The organism is Tepidimonas alkaliphilus (assembly GCF_007556595.1).
In the GTDB taxonomy this organism is placed as follows: Bacteria; Pseudomonadota; Gammaproteobacteria; order Burkholderiales; family Burkholderiaceae_C; genus Tepidimonas; species Tepidimonas alkaliphila.
The window spans coordinates 1-15,311 of record NZ_VJNB01000007.1 but is presented as its reverse complement, the minus strand read 5'-3'; the positions used below and the strand labels follow the sequence as shown (position 1 = coordinate 15,311).

General features: G+C 67.4%; 20 protein-coding genes. 3 read left to right on the top strand and 17 right to left on the bottom strand.

What is annotated here, in order from left to right:
• Position 1 precedes the first annotated feature (1 nt).
• The 3 genes from Talka_RS07475 to Talka_RS07465 are packed head-to-tail and all read right to left on the bottom strand — an operon-like array spanning position 2 to position 6,755.
• Positions 2–961 (bottom strand): diguanylate cyclase, encoded by a 960-nt coding sequence (locus Talka_RS07475; RefSeq protein WP_143890501.1) that lies wholly within the window; start codon positions 959–961, stop codon positions 2–4.
• Positions 948–6,341 carry a PAS domain S-box protein gene (locus Talka_RS07470; protein WP_143890500.1) on the bottom strand — a complete coding sequence of 1,798 codons (5,394 nt, stop codon included), beginning with the start codon at positions 6,339–6,341 and terminating at the stop codon, positions 948–950. The genes Talka_RS07475 and Talka_RS07470 overlap by 14 nt, the downstream gene beginning before the upstream one ends.
• Positions 6,342–6,356: 15 nt before the next feature.
• Positions 6,357–6,755 carry a response regulator gene (locus Talka_RS07465; protein ID WP_185970093.1) on the bottom strand — a complete coding sequence of 133 codons (399 nt, stop codon included), beginning with the start codon at positions 6,753–6,755 and terminating at the stop codon, positions 6,357–6,359.
• 65 nt (positions 6,756–6,820) lie between these two features.
• On the opposite strand from Talka_RS07465, the gene Talka_RS07460 reads away from it, so the two are divergent.
• Complete coding sequence (locus Talka_RS07460) at positions 6,821–7,318, top strand: TlpA family protein disulfide reductase (protein WP_143890498.1); 498 nt, start codon at positions 6,821–6,823, stop codon at positions 7,316–7,318.
• A 21-nt stretch (positions 7,319–7,339) separates the two neighbouring features.
• Here the strand turns inward: Talka_RS07460 and Talka_RS07455 are convergent, their stop codons facing one another.
• Positions 7,340–7,792 carry a c-type cytochrome gene (locus Talka_RS07455; protein ID WP_143890497.1) on the bottom strand — a complete coding sequence of 151 codons (453 nt, stop codon included), beginning with the start codon at positions 7,790–7,792 and terminating at the stop codon, positions 7,340–7,342.
• 125 nt (positions 7,793–7,917) lie between these two features.
• On the opposite strand from Talka_RS07455, the gene Talka_RS07450 reads away from it, so the two are divergent.
• Positions 7,918–8,601: a cytochrome b/b6 domain-containing protein gene (locus Talka_RS07450; RefSeq protein WP_143890496.1), complete on the top strand. Its 684-nt coding sequence runs from the start codon at positions 7,918–7,920 to the stop codon at positions 8,599–8,601.
• 44 nt (positions 8,602–8,645) lie between these two features.
• Positions 8,646–9,185, top strand: coding sequence for a GNAT family N-acetyltransferase (locus Talka_RS07445; protein ID WP_143890495.1), 540 nt, complete (start codon positions 8,646–8,648; stop codon positions 9,183–9,185).
• Here the strand turns inward: Talka_RS07445 and Talka_RS07440 are convergent, their stop codons facing one another.
• The 13 genes from Talka_RS07440 to Talka_RS07380 form a co-directional block, all read right to left on the bottom strand.
• Positions 9,186–9,710, bottom strand: a complete 525-nt coding sequence (locus tag Talka_RS07440; protein ID WP_143890494.1) for a peroxiredoxin — start codon at positions 9,708–9,710, stop codon at positions 9,186–9,188.
• A gap of 96 nt (positions 9,711–9,806) precedes the next feature.
• Complete coding sequence (gene rpsQ / locus Talka_RS07435) at positions 9,807–10,070, bottom strand: 30S ribosomal protein S17 (RefSeq protein WP_143890493.1); 264 nt, start codon at positions 10,068–10,070, stop codon at positions 9,807–9,809.
• Between the two features lie 12 nt (positions 10,071–10,082).
• Complete coding sequence (gene rpmC, locus Talka_RS07430; RefSeq protein ID WP_143890492.1) at positions 10,083–10,280, bottom strand: 50S ribosomal protein L29; 198 nt, start codon at positions 10,278–10,280, stop codon at positions 10,083–10,085.
• Between the two features lie 12 nt (positions 10,281–10,292).
• The gene (gene rplP / locus Talka_RS07425; RefSeq protein ID WP_143890491.1) at positions 10,293–10,709 is read right to left on the bottom strand and encodes a 50S ribosomal protein L16; all 417 of its coding nucleotides are present in this window, start codon (positions 10,707–10,709) and stop codon (positions 10,293–10,295) included.
• Between the two features lie 2 nt (positions 10,710–10,711).
• Entirely contained in the window at positions 10,712–11,575 is an 864-nt protein-coding gene (gene rpsC, locus Talka_RS07420) for a 30S ribosomal protein S3 (protein WP_143890490.1), read from the bottom strand.
• A 16-nt stretch (positions 11,576–11,591) separates the two neighbouring features.
• Positions 11,592–11,921 carry a 50S ribosomal protein L22 gene (rplV, locus tag Talka_RS07415; RefSeq protein WP_143890489.1) on the bottom strand — a complete coding sequence of 110 codons (330 nt, stop codon included), beginning with the start codon at positions 11,919–11,921 and terminating at the stop codon, positions 11,592–11,594.
• 12 nt (positions 11,922–11,933) lie between these two features.
• Complete coding sequence (gene rpsS / locus Talka_RS07410) at positions 11,934–12,209, bottom strand: 30S ribosomal protein S19 (protein ID WP_143890488.1); 276 nt, start codon at positions 12,207–12,209, stop codon at positions 11,934–11,936.
• 11 nt (positions 12,210–12,220) lie between these two features.
• Positions 12,221–13,045, bottom strand: a complete 825-nt coding sequence (gene rplB / locus Talka_RS07405) for a 50S ribosomal protein L2 (protein WP_143890487.1) — start codon at positions 13,043–13,045, stop codon at positions 12,221–12,223.
• Positions 13,046–13,050: 5 nt separating this feature from the next.
• Positions 13,051–13,365, bottom strand: coding sequence for a 50S ribosomal protein L23 (gene rplW / locus Talka_RS07400; protein WP_143890486.1), 315 nt, complete (start codon positions 13,363–13,365; stop codon positions 13,051–13,053).
• A complete protein-coding gene (gene rplD / locus Talka_RS07395) occupies positions 13,362–13,982 on the bottom strand; it encodes a 50S ribosomal protein L4 (RefSeq protein WP_143890485.1) in 621 nt (206 codons plus the stop codon). Before rplD ends, rplW begins: the two co-directional genes overlap by 4 nt.
• Before the next feature lie 12 nt (positions 13,983–13,994).
• Positions 13,995–14,654, bottom strand: a complete 660-nt coding sequence (gene rplC / locus Talka_RS07390) for a 50S ribosomal protein L3 (RefSeq protein ID WP_143890484.1) — start codon at positions 14,652–14,654, stop codon at positions 13,995–13,997.
• Between the two features lie 174 nt (positions 14,655–14,828).
• A complete protein-coding gene (gene rpsJ / locus Talka_RS07385; protein ID WP_143890483.1) occupies positions 14,829–15,140 on the bottom strand; it encodes a 30S ribosomal protein S10 in 312 nt (103 codons plus the stop codon).
• 13 nt (positions 15,141–15,153) lie between these two features.
• Positions 15,154–15,311, bottom strand: a 158-nt coding sequence (locus Talka_RS07380; protein WP_484421947.1) for an EF-Tu C-terminal domain-related protein, incomplete at its 5' end; no start/stop codon positions are given.

The following is a 15,311-nucleotide window of genomic DNA, read 5'->3' as shown; positions in this document are numbered from 1 at the left end:
TTCAGCGGGCATCATCGCCCAAGCGGGCCGCGCACACCCGCGCGCGACCCAACCGCTTGGCCTCGTAGAGCTGGGCATCGGCCAGCCCGAGCAGCTGCGCTGGCTGTCCGTCGGAAAAACCCGCGCCTTCGCGCGCCGCCACGCCAAAACTGGCGGTCAGCACCCCCGAGGGCGAGCCATAGCGGTGCGGGATGGCCAGCGCCAGCACCGCTTGCAGCAGACGGCGGGCCAGCCGCTCGGCATCGGCCAGCGCCGTATCGGGCAACAGGCAAGCGAACTCCTCGCCGCCGTAGCGGGCCACCAGGTCGGTGCCACGGCGCACGTGCTCCCTCAGACACGCCGCGACGCGGCGCAGCGCGTCGTCCCCGGCTTGGTGGCCGTAGTGGTCGTTGTAGGCTTTGAAATGATCGACATCCACCAAGATGAGGCTCAGTGCGCTGCCGTGACGCTGCGCGCGCGCCCACTCCACCGCCAAGCGCTCGTCGAATTGGCGCCGGTTGGCCACGCCGGTCAGGCCATCGACGAAGGCCAGCGCGCGCAGCAAATCGGACTGAAACTTCAGCGTCAGGTGCGTGCGCACGCGCGCGCGCACCACGCTGGGGTTGATCGGCTTGGGGATGAAATCGACCGCGCCAGCCTCCAAGCACTGCGTCTCGATGCCGTCGTCGCTGTGCGCGGTGACGAAGATGACCGGGATGTCGGCGGTGTCGCGCTCGGCGCGCAGCGCGCGCAACACCGCAAAGCCATCCAGCCCGGGCATGACCACATCCAGCAAGATCAGGTCGGGGCGCTGCTCGTGCGCCACTTTGAGGGCTTGCTCGCCGCTGGTGGCCATGAACAGCTGGTGTTCAGCCGCCAGCGTGCGGTAGAGCACCTGCAGGTGCACCGGCTGATCGTCCACCAGCAGCAGGCGCGGCTTGCGCACCGGCCAATCAGGGGGCGCAGCCTCAGGCAGCGCCATGGCCAGCCCCTTCTTGCTTGGCCTGCAGCAGGGTCTGCACCGCCGCCCGCGCGGCCTCGAAGTCCATCGCCTCCATCGCGCGGTGCAGCGCGGCCCAGCGCTCGTCCTGCGCCACCGCGGGCTCGGCCAGCAGCGCATCGTGCACCTCCAGCGCCTCCATGTCGCTGGCGGCCAGCAAGGCGTCCAAACGCTGCAGCGTTTCGCGCCAGCGCGCCGGGTCGGCCTGCTGGGCGGCCCCCTCATCCAGCGGCGTGTCGGCCGCCACGAGGCCGCGGGTCTGCAGCTCGGCCAGCACCCGCTGCAGCGCGCGCTCGGTCTGGGCAAGCTCCTCCACGAGCGGGGCCCACCACGGCGGCAACGGCGCGCGCGGGGCCGTCGGGTCGGCCAGCACCGCCTTGACGGCGCGCTCGGCCTCGGCGGCGCGCTCGGCCAGCCGCACCGCGCCCACCGTGCCAGCCGCGCCTTTCAGCGTGTGCAGCAAGGCCGCCAGCCGCTCATCCGCCCCGGCGTCCAGCTGCGCCTGCAGCTGCGCCTGGGTGTGCGCCAGCCCCTGCACGAACGCGCGCACGATGCGTGCATACAGCGCCGGGTCGTCGCCCAGGCGGGCCAGCGCCGCCGGCACATCGATGCGCTCGGCCTCAGGCCACGGTGCGCTCGCGGCGGCGTCAGCGTGGGTGGGGCTGGGGGCGGGCGGCTCGGCCTCGGCGCCGGCAGCTTGCGGACGCACCGCGTGCGGCGCCCAGCGCAGCAGCACGCGCACCAGCTGGTCGATGGCGAACGGCTTGCCAATATGATCGTTCATGCCCGCAGCCAGACACGCCTCGCGGTCGCTGGCCATGGCGTTGGCGGTCATCGCCACAATCGGCAGCTCGGTCAGCCCCAGGCGCTGGCGGATCGCTTGCGTGGCCTGCAAGCCGTCCATCACCGGCATTTGCATGTCCATCAGCACCACGTCCCAGCCGTCTGGGTGGGCCTTGAGCCGATCCAGTGCCTGCTGGCCGTGCTCCGCCAGCGTCACTTGCGCCCCTTCGCGCTGCAGCAAATCGCGCGCGACCTGCTGGTTGATGGCGTTGTCTTCAACCACCAGGATGCGCATGCCGGCCAGACGGCGTGCGTGGGCAGCCGGGGCTGCCGCGGGGGCTTGCCCCTGCGCCGCCGCGCGCGCGGCGCGCACCGCCTCCAGCAGCATCGAGGCGGTCACGGGCTTGACGAGAAAGCCATCCAGCGCCGCCTGGCGTTCTTGCGGCATCTGCGCCAGTACGTCGCGGCCGCTGGCGGTCACCATCACGATCGCGGCGCGTCGCTCCTGCGGCACATCCTGGCGCAGCGCCATGGCCAGCGCCAACCCGTCCATGCCCGGCAGCGACCAATCGACAAACACCGCATCAAACGGCTGTTCTGCCGCGTGCACCTGTTGCAACGCGGCCTGCGCATCGGGCACCGCGGTGCAGCTCCAGCCGAGCTGGCGCACCGCCGCGCACAGCAGCTCGCGCGCCAGCGGATGGTCGTCCACCACCAGGCAGCGCAGCGCGGTCAGCTCCCGCGGGATGGCCTCGGCCGCCAGCGCCGCCGGCACGTCGCGCGCCACCGGCAGCTCGACCTCGAAGGCAAAGGTGCTGCCCTGCCCGGGCGTGCTGTCCACCGTGATGGCGCCGCCCATCAGCTGCACCAGCCGCTGGCTGATGGCCAGCCCGAGCCCCGTGCCGCCGAAGCGCCGCGTGGTGGAGCTCTCCGCCTGCGTGAAGGCGCTGAACAGCCGCGCCTGCGCCTCGGGGGCTATGCCGATGCCGGTGTCGATGACCGCAAGTCTTAACCGCACGCGCTCGGTGCCGTCCGGCTCGACGTGACGCTCGAGCAGCCGCGCCTGCAGCGTGACGCTGCCTTCGGCGGTGAACTTGATGGCGTTGCCGGTCAGGTTGATGAGCACCTGCTGCAGCCGCATGGCATCCCCCACCAGCACGCGCGGGATGGCGGGGTCGAGGTCAAACAGCAGCTCCAGCCGCTTGCCCTTCAAGCTCGCGGCCATGATGGTGGCCAGATCGCGCCAGAGCCGATCGACGGCAAACGGCTCGGGGTCGAGCTCGAGCTTGCCGGCCTCGATCTTGGAGAAATCCAGGATGTCGTTGATGATGCCCAGCAAGGACTTGGCCGCCGACTCGGCTTTTTCCGCGTAGTCGCGCTGGCGCGCATCCAGCGCGGTGCCCAGCAGCAGCTGCAGCATGCCCAGCACCGCGTTCATCGGCGTGCGGATCTCGTGGCTCATGTTGGCCACGAACTGGCTCTTGGCGCGGCTGGCTTCTTCGGCAGCGCGACGGGCGTTTTCCAATTCGGTCACGTCGTAGCGCAAGCCCACGTGCAAGCCCGCCGGCGTGCGGCGCTCGACGATGCGCAGCGCCTGTCCGTTGGGGCGGCGCACGACACGGTCGGTGCAGCCCGCGCGAAAGTCGGCCAGCCGGCGCTGCAGCCAGTCTTCGGGCGCTTGCCCCTCCAGATGAATGGCGTCGCGCTCCACCGCCGTGCGGATGAAAGTCTCAAACGTCACGCCCGGCTGCAAGATGTCGGCCAGGTGCGCGTGCAGCTGGTAGAAGCGCTCGTTGGCCCACACCAGTCGCTCCTGCGCGTCGAACACCGACAGCGCTGCGCCGACCGCATCCAGCGCGCTGATCAGCAGCTGACGGTTTTCTTCGGCCTCCGCGCGGGCGCGCTCCAGCTCGGTGACATCGATGCGCAGCCCCACCGTGTAGCCGTCCGGCAAGCGGCGCTCGATGACGCGCAGCCGCCGACCTCCGGCCTGAACTTGGATGAAATCGGCTTCGGGCTGGCGGTGCAGCGCCAGGCGCTCGGCCACCCACGCCTCCAGCCGGCCCGCCGCGGCGGGGTATTCGCCGCGTTCGGCGGCGTAGCGGATGATCTCCTCGAACGTGCGGCCCGGCTCCACGAACGCCTGCGTGGTGGGGTGCAGCTCGCGGTAGCGCTCGTTGCAAAACACCAGCCGGTCGTGCTCATCGTAAAGCACAAAGCCTTCGGCCATGGCCTCGATGGCGGTGCGCAGCAGCCGCTCGGCGCGCGCAGCGCTTTCCTCAGCGGTCTTGACGTCGGTGATGTCGAGGTTGGTGCCATAGATGCGCACGGCGCGGCCGTCGGCGTCGCGCTCAAACGCCTGGCCGCGCGTGCGCACCCACAGCCAGCGCCCGTCCACGTGGCGCATGCGCAGCGTGTATTCAAACGCTTCGCTCAAGCCCTCCACATGCGCCTGCAAGCCCAGCATCACCCCGGGCCAATCGTCGGGGTGCACGTGCTCGGCCCAGGTGGCCATGCCCAGCCGCAGCGGGCCGGGCTCGGCGCGGCCCAGCATGCGCAGCCAGCGCTCATCCACCTCGGCCTCGCCGGTGGCTGGATCCAGCACCCAGGTGCCGGCGCCGGTGGCGCGCAGGATGTTGTCCAGCCGCTGCTGCTGCGTGCGCAGCGCGGCCTCGGCCTGCTTGCGCGGCGTGATGTCAAAACGGATCGACAGGTAGCGCTCGATGCAGCCGCGGTGGTCGAACAGCGGCGCCACGATGCTGTCTACCCAATACAGCCGCCCATCCTTGGCGCGGTTGCAGATTTCGCCGCGCCAGGCGTGGCCCAACGTGATCGTGCCCCAGAACTCGGCCCAAAACGCCGCGTCATGCACCCCCGACTTGATCAGGTTGTGCGGCGCGCCGATCAGCTCCTCGCGCGTGTAGCCGCTGATGGCGCAAAACGCCTCGTTGACATCGACGATGGTGCCATCCGGCGCGGTTTGGCTCACGATGGCGTGCTGGCGCACGGTGTTCATCAAGGTTTCGGCTTCGGCCAGCGCCACTTGCAGACGCTCTTGCGTGCGCACGCGCTCGGTGATGTCGATTTCCACCGCCAGAAAACCGTTGCACTCCCCGGCCTCGTCATGCAGCGGCACCAGCTCGATCGAGACCCAGTAGTCGCGCCCGTCTTTGCTGCGGTTGAGGATATCGACCTGACAGCCCGCCCCCCGGCGCACGGCGTCGCGCAGCGTCGCCACCGCCTGCGGGTCGGTCTGCGGGGTTTGCAGCAGCCGGCCCGGAATCTGGCCGAGCATTTCCTCGCGGCGGTAGCCGGTCAGGCGCTCGCAGGCGTCGTTGATCCAGGTCACGCGCCCGCTGCGGTCGGCAAACACGATCGCGTTGTGGGTGTGGCGCGCCACCAGCGACAGCCGCGCCACGTCCGACTCCAGCACGCGCAGGCGCTCGCGCTCGGCCTGACGCAAGCGAAACGCCGCCAGCGTGGCCCAACCGGCCAGCAACGCAATCGGCAACGACCCCGCCACCACGATGGTGGCCGCCACCGGTCGCCACTGGCGCTCCAGCGTTGGGGTGCTGCGCACCCACAGCTCGTAGCGACGCTGGCCCAGCTCGATGGTGCGCTTCGCCACCGCCCAGGCGGCGCCGCGGCCTTGGGCCGCCGGCATGCCGGCGTCGTGGTGCGGCCCGTCGAGCAACTCCACCCCGCGATCGCCGGGGCCCAGATCCGCGGGCAACGGCTGCCCGGGCGGCACCCGCGCGGCGCGGCGCGAAGCCGCTGGATCCATCCAGTGCCACTCGTAAAGCGCCCCCGTCAGCCCGGCCTCAAACGCCAGCTCGGGGGCCGGCACGCCCATCACCACAAAACCAGTGAGCTCCGCCGCGCGCTGCGCCGCGCCCGCCGGCGTCCAGCCGCTGCGGTAAGTTGGCAGCACGAACAGCAACCCCAGCTCTTCGCGCTCGGTGTTGGCCAAGCGCAGCGGCGCGGTCACCGTGAGGTTGCCGCTGGCGGCGGCCTGCTGCATCGCCTCCCAGCGGATGGGGTCGGAGCTGAGCTCCAGCCCCACCAGATGCTCCAAGCCCGACGGCTCAATCCAGTCGATCACGAACGCCTCGCGCGGCTGCGCCGTGTGGGGCAGCGGACGCAGCGGTCGAAAGTGCACATCGACCGACAAGCCGCGCTGGCGCGCCTGCCGCAGCCACGCCTCCAGCTGCTCGGCCGGCACCCGGCGCACCCACGCCAAGCCACTGGTGGCGGGGTAGCGCTCTTGCAGCTCCAGCGGGGCGATGAAGGCGCGCGCTTGCTGCCAGTCCACCTGCGGCTGCGTGTGCAGCCAGGCGCGCACGCTCAACAGCAAGCTCTCATAGCGGTCAAACGCCGTCAGCAGCCGCCGCTGGGCGTTGTCCAGCTGGCGCTCCAGATGCGCCTGCAGCTCCTGTTGCGCGCGCTGGTGCAACCAACTCGCCAGCGCCAGCCCCGCGATCAGCACCGTCAGGGCCGCCAGCAGCGCCGCCCACCCCGGGGCGGCTGGGCTGCGCAACCCTGCCTGCCGCCAACGTAACAGCCCATGCAGCCGCGCCATCGGCCCGCCCCCGCGCTAGCCCAGCACGCGCTGGATCTCCGCCGCCAGGCGCTCGGGCTCCAGCGGCTTGGCCACGTAGCCATCGGCGCCGGCCTCCAGCAGACGACGGCGATCTTCCGGCAGGTCGTAGGCGGTCACCATGATGACCGGCGTGCGCCGAGCGCCAAGCGCGGCTTCACGGGCGCGCCATGCGCGCAGCGCCTCCACCCCGTCCATGCCGGGCATGGTGACGTCCATCAGCACCAAATCGAACGTTTGCGCCTGCAGCGCCTCCAACACCTTGTGGCCGTCGCTGACCAGCATGCCGCTGTGGCCCATTTCGCGCAGAATGCGGGTGGCCAGCCGCAGGTTCAGGGGGTTGTCATCGGCCACCAGCACTCGCAGCGGCCGCCGTGCGGAGGATCGGGTCGTCATGATGGGGCCCATCCTAACCGCAAATGACGCTGTCATCCCATCCGAGGATTTCTGGATTTGCCCTTATGCACGTTCGCTTACGCCCTTGGTTGCTCGCAGCCCCTTGGTGGGCCGCTTGGGCCGGCGCGCTGACTGGCTGCGCCGGCGCCGAGCGCGCCCCCGCTTCAACCTTTCACTTGCTCGATGGCCGCACGCTCACCATGGCCGAGCTGCAAGGCAAGGTGCTGTTGGTCAATTTTTGGGCCACCACATGCGCCAGCTGCGTCAAAGAAATGCCGCAACTGGTGCAGACGCATCAGCGTTTTGCCGCGCGCGGGTTTGAGACTGTGGCGGTGGCCATGAGCTACGACCCGCCTGAGTGGGTCGCCAACTTCACGCGCACGCGCCAGCTGCCATTTCAGGTGGCGCTGGATCGCGACGGCGAGCTGGCGCGCGCTTGGGGCGACGTCAAGCTCACGCCCACCACGTTCATCGTCGATCGGCAGGGCCGCATCGTCAAGCGCTACGTGGGCCCGCCCGACTTCGATGCGCTGGCCAGCCTGCTGGACAAGCTGCTCGGCTAGCCAGGCGCCGCGCCGACCTGCTTACTCCCGGTAAGCGTCGTGGCACGCCTTGCAGGTGGCCGCCGCCTCGCCGAAGGTTTTCTTCACCGCGTCGAGGTTGCCGGTGCGCGCAGCGGCTTGCAGCTCGGCCACGGCTTTCATCATCTTGTCGGCGCCGGCGCGCACCTTGTCCATTTCCATCCACGCCTCGGGCTTGGTGCGGCTTTTGATTTTTTCGGTGTCGGGGGTAAAGCCCGCCCACGGCAGCGCCGCCATGCTCGCCACCACCGCAGCGCTGTCCTGCGCCACTTTGGCGTCGAACGGCACGCGCCCCTGCACCATGGCGCCAATGCGGCTAAAGTGCGCCCCCATCACGGTGAACGCCGCCTGCCGGTATTTGACCGCGTCCTCGGGCTTTTGAAACAGCGGCTGCGCGTGCACGCCCACGGCGGCCAGCGTGGCCACCGCCAAGGTCGTCAAGGATCGAATCAGCATGGGAACTTCCTCCTGCAGCAGTTGCACCCAAAGGGCGAGACATCGGTGAATGCCCCGCACAGTGTATGCTGAGCGCGTGGAACGTGCAGCGGTTCCCCGCGGCTTTCGATGGAGATCCAACAATCATGACCCAAGCTCAGACTGAGGCCGTGCGGGTGTGGGATCTGCCCACACGGCTGTTTCACTGGCTGCTGGCAGCCTCGGTGGCGGGGCTTGTCATCACCGGCAACCTTGGCGGCAACTGGATGACGTGGCATCAGCGCCTGGGCTACGCCGTGTTGGCTCTGCTACTATTCCGTTTGTTCTGGGGGCTGTGGGGCGGGCGCTGGTCGCGTTTTGGCAGTTTTCTCTACAGCCCCGCCACCCTTTGGGCTTACCTGCGCGGGCGCGCTCCAGCGGAGGTGAGCATCGGCCACTCGCCGCTGGGAGCGCTGTCGGTGTGGGCGCTGTTGCTCGCCTTGGCCGTGCAAGTGGGTACCGGGCTGATCAGCGACGACGAGATCGCATTCGTCGGGCCGCTGGCCCGCTATGTCGAATCGAGCACGGCGTATGCCGCGACCGCCTGGCACAAGAGCACCGGCAAACTGATCGTGCTGGCGCTGGTCGGCCTGCACGTGGCCGCCATTGGGGTCTATCACTGGCGGGGCCAGGCGCTGCTGCCGCCAATGCTGCACGGCGACAAGCGGCTGCCTGTCGGCACGCCCGCCAGCGCCGACGGCGCGCGCGAGCGCTGGCGCGCCGTGGCGCTGGCGCTACTGAGCGCGATGCTCACCTGGGCCATCGTGCAAGCCGAGCTTTGGCTGGGCTAAAGGGCTCTTGGCTGGCGGCGCCGGCGGCCCGTATCATCCGGCCCATGAACCCATCCCCCAGACCGGCGACCCGCCCCCCCGAGCAGGCCGTCACCCCCGAGCTGGAATGGCTCACAATTGACGCGCAGGCCGCGCGCGCCGATGTGGAGGCGGCGCGGGCGCTGTTGCGCGAATACCAGGACGACATCGGCATCGATTTGGGTTTTCAGGGGTTTGCCGCCGAGCTGGATGACCCCGCCGGCGCCTACCCGCCGCCGCTGGCCGCGCTCGTGCTGGTGCGCGTGGACGGCGAGCCGGCAGGCTGCTGCGCGCTGCGGCCGTTGTTTGAAAGCGACCACGGCAACGCCTGCGAGATGAAGCGGCTGTTTGTGCGCCGCCCGTTTCGCGGGTTCGGGTTGGGGCGCCAGCTGGCCGAGCACATCATCGCCCTGGCGCGCCAGGCCGGCTACGACTGCATGCTGCTGGATACGCTGCGCGACATGGAAGCCGCCCGAGCGCTGTATCAGGAGCTGGGCTTCGAAGAGGTCGCGCCGTATTACCACAACCCGCTGCCCGGCGCGCACTACCTCAAGCTGGAACTGTGATCAGCCGACTTGCGCCGACCACGAGCGCAGCTGAGCCAGCAAGGTGTCGGCATCGCTGACTTCCAACGCCCCGGCTCCTTCGACGTTGAGGACGCGCACGATGCCATCCTGCACCAGCATGGAGTAGCGGTTGCTGCGCAGCCCCAAACCTCGAGCGGTTAAATCCAACGTCAACCCCGTGGCGCGCGCAAACTCGGCGCTGCCATCGGCGAGCATGCGGATCTTGCCGTTGGCTCCCTGCTCGCGGCCCCAGGCGTGCATGACGAAGGCGTCGTTGACGCTGACGCACCAGATCTCCTTGACGCCTGCGGCGCGCAGCTCATCGTAACGCTGCAGGTAACCAGGCAAGTGCCGGGTCGAACATGTGGGCGTGAAAGCCCCCGGCACCGCAAACAGCGCCACGAGCTTGCCCGCGGCCGCCTCGCGCACGCGCACCGGCTGGGGGCCCAGCGCGCAGCCGGGCGTGCTGGCCTCGCAATACTCCATCAACACCACATCGGGCAAGCGGTCGCCGACTTGGATCATGGCGAACTCCTGCAACAAAAAACGGCCGACATTGTCGGCCGTTTCGGCTTATCCCTGCCCGCAAGCCAGGTTTTTCCTGGCCCGCGGGGCACGGCGTCAGACTTCCGAGGCTTTTTGCACCAGCCGCGTCGCGATCCAGTTTTTGGTCTTGGACAGCGGACGGCTTTCGGTGATTTCGACGATGTCGCCGAGCTTGTATTCGCCGTTTTCGTCGTGCGCGTGGTATTTGCTCGATTTGATGACGATTTTGTCGTAGAGCGGATGCTTGACCCGCCGCTCCACCAGCACGGTGATGGTCTTGGCGCGCTTGTCGCTGACCACCTTGCCGATCAGGGTGCGCTTGATCTTGCCTTGCGTCATGGTGGTCGCTCCTTATTGCCCGGCGGCCAGCTTTTCAGCCAGAATCGTCTTGGCCCGCGCGACGGCGCGGCGTGTCTGCCGCAGCGCCGCCGTATTGGTCAGCTGTTGCGTGGCTTTCTGCATCCGCAGGTTGAAGTGGGCGCGCTGCAGCGAACGAATTTCGGCCTGCAACGCCTGCACGTCTTTTTGGCGCAGTTCAGCGGCTTTCATGGACGATCCTCCTCACTGGCCCAACATGCGCGTGACAAACGTGGTGGGCATTGGCAGCTTGGCCGCCGCCAGCGCAAAGGCTTCGCGCGCGAGCTGCTCCGGCACGCCCATGATTTCGTAGAGCACTTTGCCGGGCTGGATTTCGGCGACGTAATATTCAACGTTGCCCTTGCCGTTGCCCATGCGGACTTCAGCCGGTTTCTGGGTGATGGGCTTATCCGGAAAGACGCGAATCCAGATCCGCCCGCCACGCTTGACGTGGCGGCTGATGGCGCGGCGCGCGGCCTCGATTTGGCGCGCGGTCAGGCGACCGCGCCCCACCGCCTTCAGACCGTAATCGCCGAACACCACCGTGGTGCCGCTGGTGGCCACGCCGGTGTTGCGGCCTTTGTGCTCTTTGCGGAATTTGCGACGAGCAGGTTGCAACATGATCAAACTCCTTGGCCGTCCGCCGCTGCAGAGGCGGGTGCGTTGGCTTGAACGCGCTTAACGGCAGGCTGCGCGGTGGCCTCGGCGGGCTTGTCAGAGCCATCAGCCGGTGCAGCATGGGCGCCACCGCGGCGGGCCGCGCCCCGAGCCGTGCGCGCGCCGTCACGGCGCGCGCCGCGGCTGCGACGCTCTTCATCAGCCGGGCGCGGCGTGCTGTCCAGCGACGGCACATCGTTGCGGCCCAGCGTGTCTCCTTTGTAAACCCAGACTTTCACCCCGATGGTGCCGTAAGTGGTCTTGGCCACCGAGGCGCCGTAATCGATGTCGGCGCGCAGCGTGTGCAGCGGCACGCGGCCTTCGCGATACCACTCGGTGCGCGCGATCTCGATGCCATTCAAGCGGCCCGACGACATGATCTTGACGCCTTGCGCGCCCAGGCGCATGGCGTTTTGCATCGCGCGCTTCATCGCGCGGCGAAACATAATGCGCTTCTCAAGCTGCTGGGTGATCGAGTCGGCGATCAGTTGCGCGTCAACCTCAGGCTTGCGGATTTCCTCGATGTTGACGGCCACCGGCACGCCCAGCATCTGCGCCAGATCTTTTTTCAGGCGCTCGATGTCCTCGCCTTTCTTGCCAATCACCACCCCCGGACGGGCCGAGTAAATGGTGATGCGGGCGTTTTTGGCCGGACGCTCGATCACGATGCGCGACACCGCCGCGTTTTTGAGTTTTTCGCGCAGGTAGGCGCGAACCTTGATGTCGTCGGCCAGCATGCCCGCGAATTCGCGGTTGTTGGCGTACCAGCGGCTGGCCCAGTTGCGGGTCACCGACAGGCGAAAGCCCGTAGGATGGATTTTTTGCCCCATGGTCTTCCTTTCCTTGTCAGTTCCCCACGGTCACGTAAATGTGGCAGGTCGGCTTGCTGATGCGGTTGCCGCGACCCTTGGCACGCGCGGTGAAGCGCTTGAGCGTGGCGCCCTGCTCGACGTGAATGGTCTTGACCTTCAGCTCGTCGATGTCGGCGCCTTCGTTGTGTTCGGCGTTGGCGATGGCGGACAGCAGCGCCTTGCGGATGATGCCGGCAGCCTTCTTCGGCGTGAAGGCCAGGATGTTGAGCGCCTGGTCCACCTTCTTGCCGCGAATCAGGTCGGCCACCAGCCGGCCCTTTTGAGCCGACAGGCGCACGCCGCGAACGATACAGCGGGTTTCCATGGATCTCTTTCCTTACTTCTTGGCCTTCTTGTCGCCGGGGTGGCCTTTGAAGGTGCGCGTCAGCGAAAACTCGCCGAGCTTGTGGCCCACCATTTGCTCGGTGATGTAAACCGGCACATGCTGACGCCCGTTGTGCACCGCAATCGTCAGCCCAATGAACTCGGGCAGGATCGTGGAGCGCCGCGACCAGGTCTTGATCGGCTTTTTGTCCTTGCTGGCCAGGGCTTTTTCGACCTTGGCCATCAGATGATGATCGACGAACGGGCCTTTTTTCAGTGAACGCGACATGGCTCAACCCTTTACTTCTTGCGGCGCGACACGATCATGTTCTGCGTGCGGCGATTGCGGCGGGTGCGGTAGCCCTTGGTCAGGTTGCCCCACGGATCGCGCGGCGGCTGACCGGTGCCGGTGCGGCCCTCGCCACCGCCGTGCGGGTGGTCGATCGGGTTCATTGCCACGCCGCGCACGGTTGGGCGAATGCCCATGTGGCGCTTGACGCCGGCCTTGCCGATTTGGCGCAGGCTGTGCTCGGGGTTGGAAACTTCGCCGATGGTGGCGCGGCAGTCCACGTGCACCTTGCGCACTTCGCCGGAGCGCAATCGCACTTGCGCATAGACACCCTCGCGCGCCAGCAGCACCGCCGAGGTGCCAGCCGAGCGCACCAGCTGCGCGCCTTTGCCAGGCTTGAGCTCGATGCAGTGGATCGTGGAGCCCACCGGGATGTTGCGGATCGGCAGCGTGTTGCCCACCCGGATCGGCGACTCCGGCCCGCTGACGATGGTCTGGCCAACCTCCAGCCCGCGCGGAGCGATGATGTAGCGGCGCTCGCCATCAGCGTAGCACACCAGCGCGATGTGCGCGCTGCGGTTCGGATCGTATTCGAGTCGCTCGACCTTGGCCGGGATGTTGTCCTTGTCGCGGCGGAAGTCGATGATACGGTAGTGATGCTTGGCGCCGCCGCCTTGGTGGCGCACCGTGATGTGGCCGTGGTTGTTGCGGCCCGAATGCTTCTTCAGCGGCTCCAGCAGGGGCGCGTAACCAGGGCCCTTGTGGAGGTTTTCGCGCGTGACCTTCACCATGCCGCGACGGCCTGGCGAGGTCGGCTTCATCTTGATGACTGCCATGGTGATCAGGCCCCTTCAGCGCCAAATTGGATTTCCTGGCCCTCGGCCAGCGTCACGTAGGCTTTGCGCACATGGTCGCGACGCCCCGTGATCTTGCCGAAGCGCTTGACCTTGCCTTTTTGGTTCAGGACGTTGACATCCTTGACCTTGACGTTGAACAGCAGCTCCACCGCCGCCTTGATTTCGGGCTTTTCGGCGTCGCGCAGCACCTTGAACAGATAGGTGTTGGTGGCCTCGCCGACGCGCGTGGCTTTTTCCGAGATGATCGGCGCCACCAGCACCTGCATCAGGCGACCTTCGTCGAATTTCCGCTGGCTCATGCGAACATCTCCTTGATCTTGTCCAGCGCGCCCTTGGTGACCAGCACCTTCTTGAAGTGCACCAGCGACACCGGATCGGCGTGGCGCGGCTCCACCACCCGCACATTGGGCAGGTTGCGCGACGCCAGGTAGAGGTTTTCGTCAATCTCGTCGGCGATGATCAGCGCCGAGCTCAGGTTCATGGCCTTGAGCTTGCTGGCCAGCAGCTTGGTCTTGGGCGCCTCGACCTTGATCGAATCCACCACCGACAGCCGGCCCTCGCGCACCAGCTGCGAAAAGATCGAAGCCATGCCGGCGCGGTACATCTTTTTGTTGAGCTTGTGCGAGAAATTCTCGTCCGGGCTGCTCGGGAAGATCTTGCCGCCGCCGCGCCACAGCGGCGAGGAGTTCATCCCCGCACGGGCGTTGCCGGTGCCTTTTTGACGGAAGGGCTTGCGGGTGGTGTGCTTGACGGCGCCGCGGTCTTTTTGCGCGCGCGTGCCTTGGCGGGCGTTGGCCTGGTAGGCCACCACCAGCTGGTGCACCAACGCCTCGTTGAATTCGCGCCCGAAAACGGTTTCAGGCACCTCGACGGTGGCGGTGGCCTGACCTTGTTCGTTGAGGAGTTCGACTTGCATGCGCATCGCTCCTTACTTGGCGGCCTTGACGGCCGGACGCACGGTCACGAAGCCACCCTTGGCGCCGGGCACCGCACCTTTGATCAACAGCAGCTGACGCTCGGCGTCCACCCGCACGATGTCGAGGTTTTGCACGGTCACCGTCTCGTGACCCATGTGGCCGGTCATGCGCTTGCCAGGAAAGACGCGGCCCGGATCCTGCGCCATCGAAATGGAACCCGGCACATTGTGCGAGCGGCTGTTGCCGTGCGAGGCGCGCTGCGAGCCGAAGTTGTGCCGCTTGATGGTGCCCGCGAAACCTTTACCGATGCTGGTGCCTTGCACATCCACTTTTTGACCGGGCTGGAACAGCTCGCCCACCTGCAGCACCGCGCCCGGCGCGTAGCGCGCCGCCACCTCCGGCGTCACGCGAAATTCGCGCAAGATTTCACCCGCTTCCACGCCCGCTTTGGCGTAGTGCCCGGCCATCGGCTTGGTCACGCGCGAGGCGCGCCGCTTGCCATAAGCCACCTGCAAGGCGTCGTAGCCATCGGTGGCCTGCACCTTCACTTGGACCACACGGTTGTTGGAGACATCCACCACCGTGACAGGCACCATGTCGCCTTCTTCGGTGAACAGGCGCATCATGCCCACCTTGCGGCCCAACAACCCCAAAGAGTTGCTCAGACTCATCGTTATCTCCACGTCCCGACTGCAATTGGCCGGGCCTGATGGGTCAGGCGCCTGACCTGGACAACCTGCCAAGCCAGACGCACCCTGGTTGCAAAAAGCCTTCGCAAAAAAGCGAAGCCCTCAATTGTAGATTGAGGGCTTTCGCGTGTCAAGCACCAGCAGCTGCAGCGCCGCTTACTGGAGCTTGATCTCGACGTCCACGCCGGCCGGCAAGTCCAACTTCATCAGCGCATCGACCGTCTTGTCGGTCGGATCGACGATGTCCATCAAGCGCTGGTGCGTGCGGATCTCAAACTGGTCGCGGCTGGTCTTGTTAACGTGCGGCGAGCGCAGGATGTCGAAGCGCTTCAAACGTGTCGGCAGCGGCACAGGGCCGCGCACGATGGCGCCGGTGCGCTTGGCGGTATCGACGATCTGCGCCGCCGAAGCATCGATCAGCTTGTAGTCAAACGCCTTGAGGCGAATGCGGATTTTTTGTTTGGTCATGGTGCGCCGCGCCTCACTCGATGATCTTGGTGACGACGCCGGCACCCACGGTGCGACCGCCTTCGCGGATGGCAAAGCGCAAGCCTTCCTCCATCGCAATCGGCGCAATCAGCTTGACCGTCAGCGTCACGTTGTCGCCCGGCATCACCATCTCTTTGTCCTTGGGCAGCT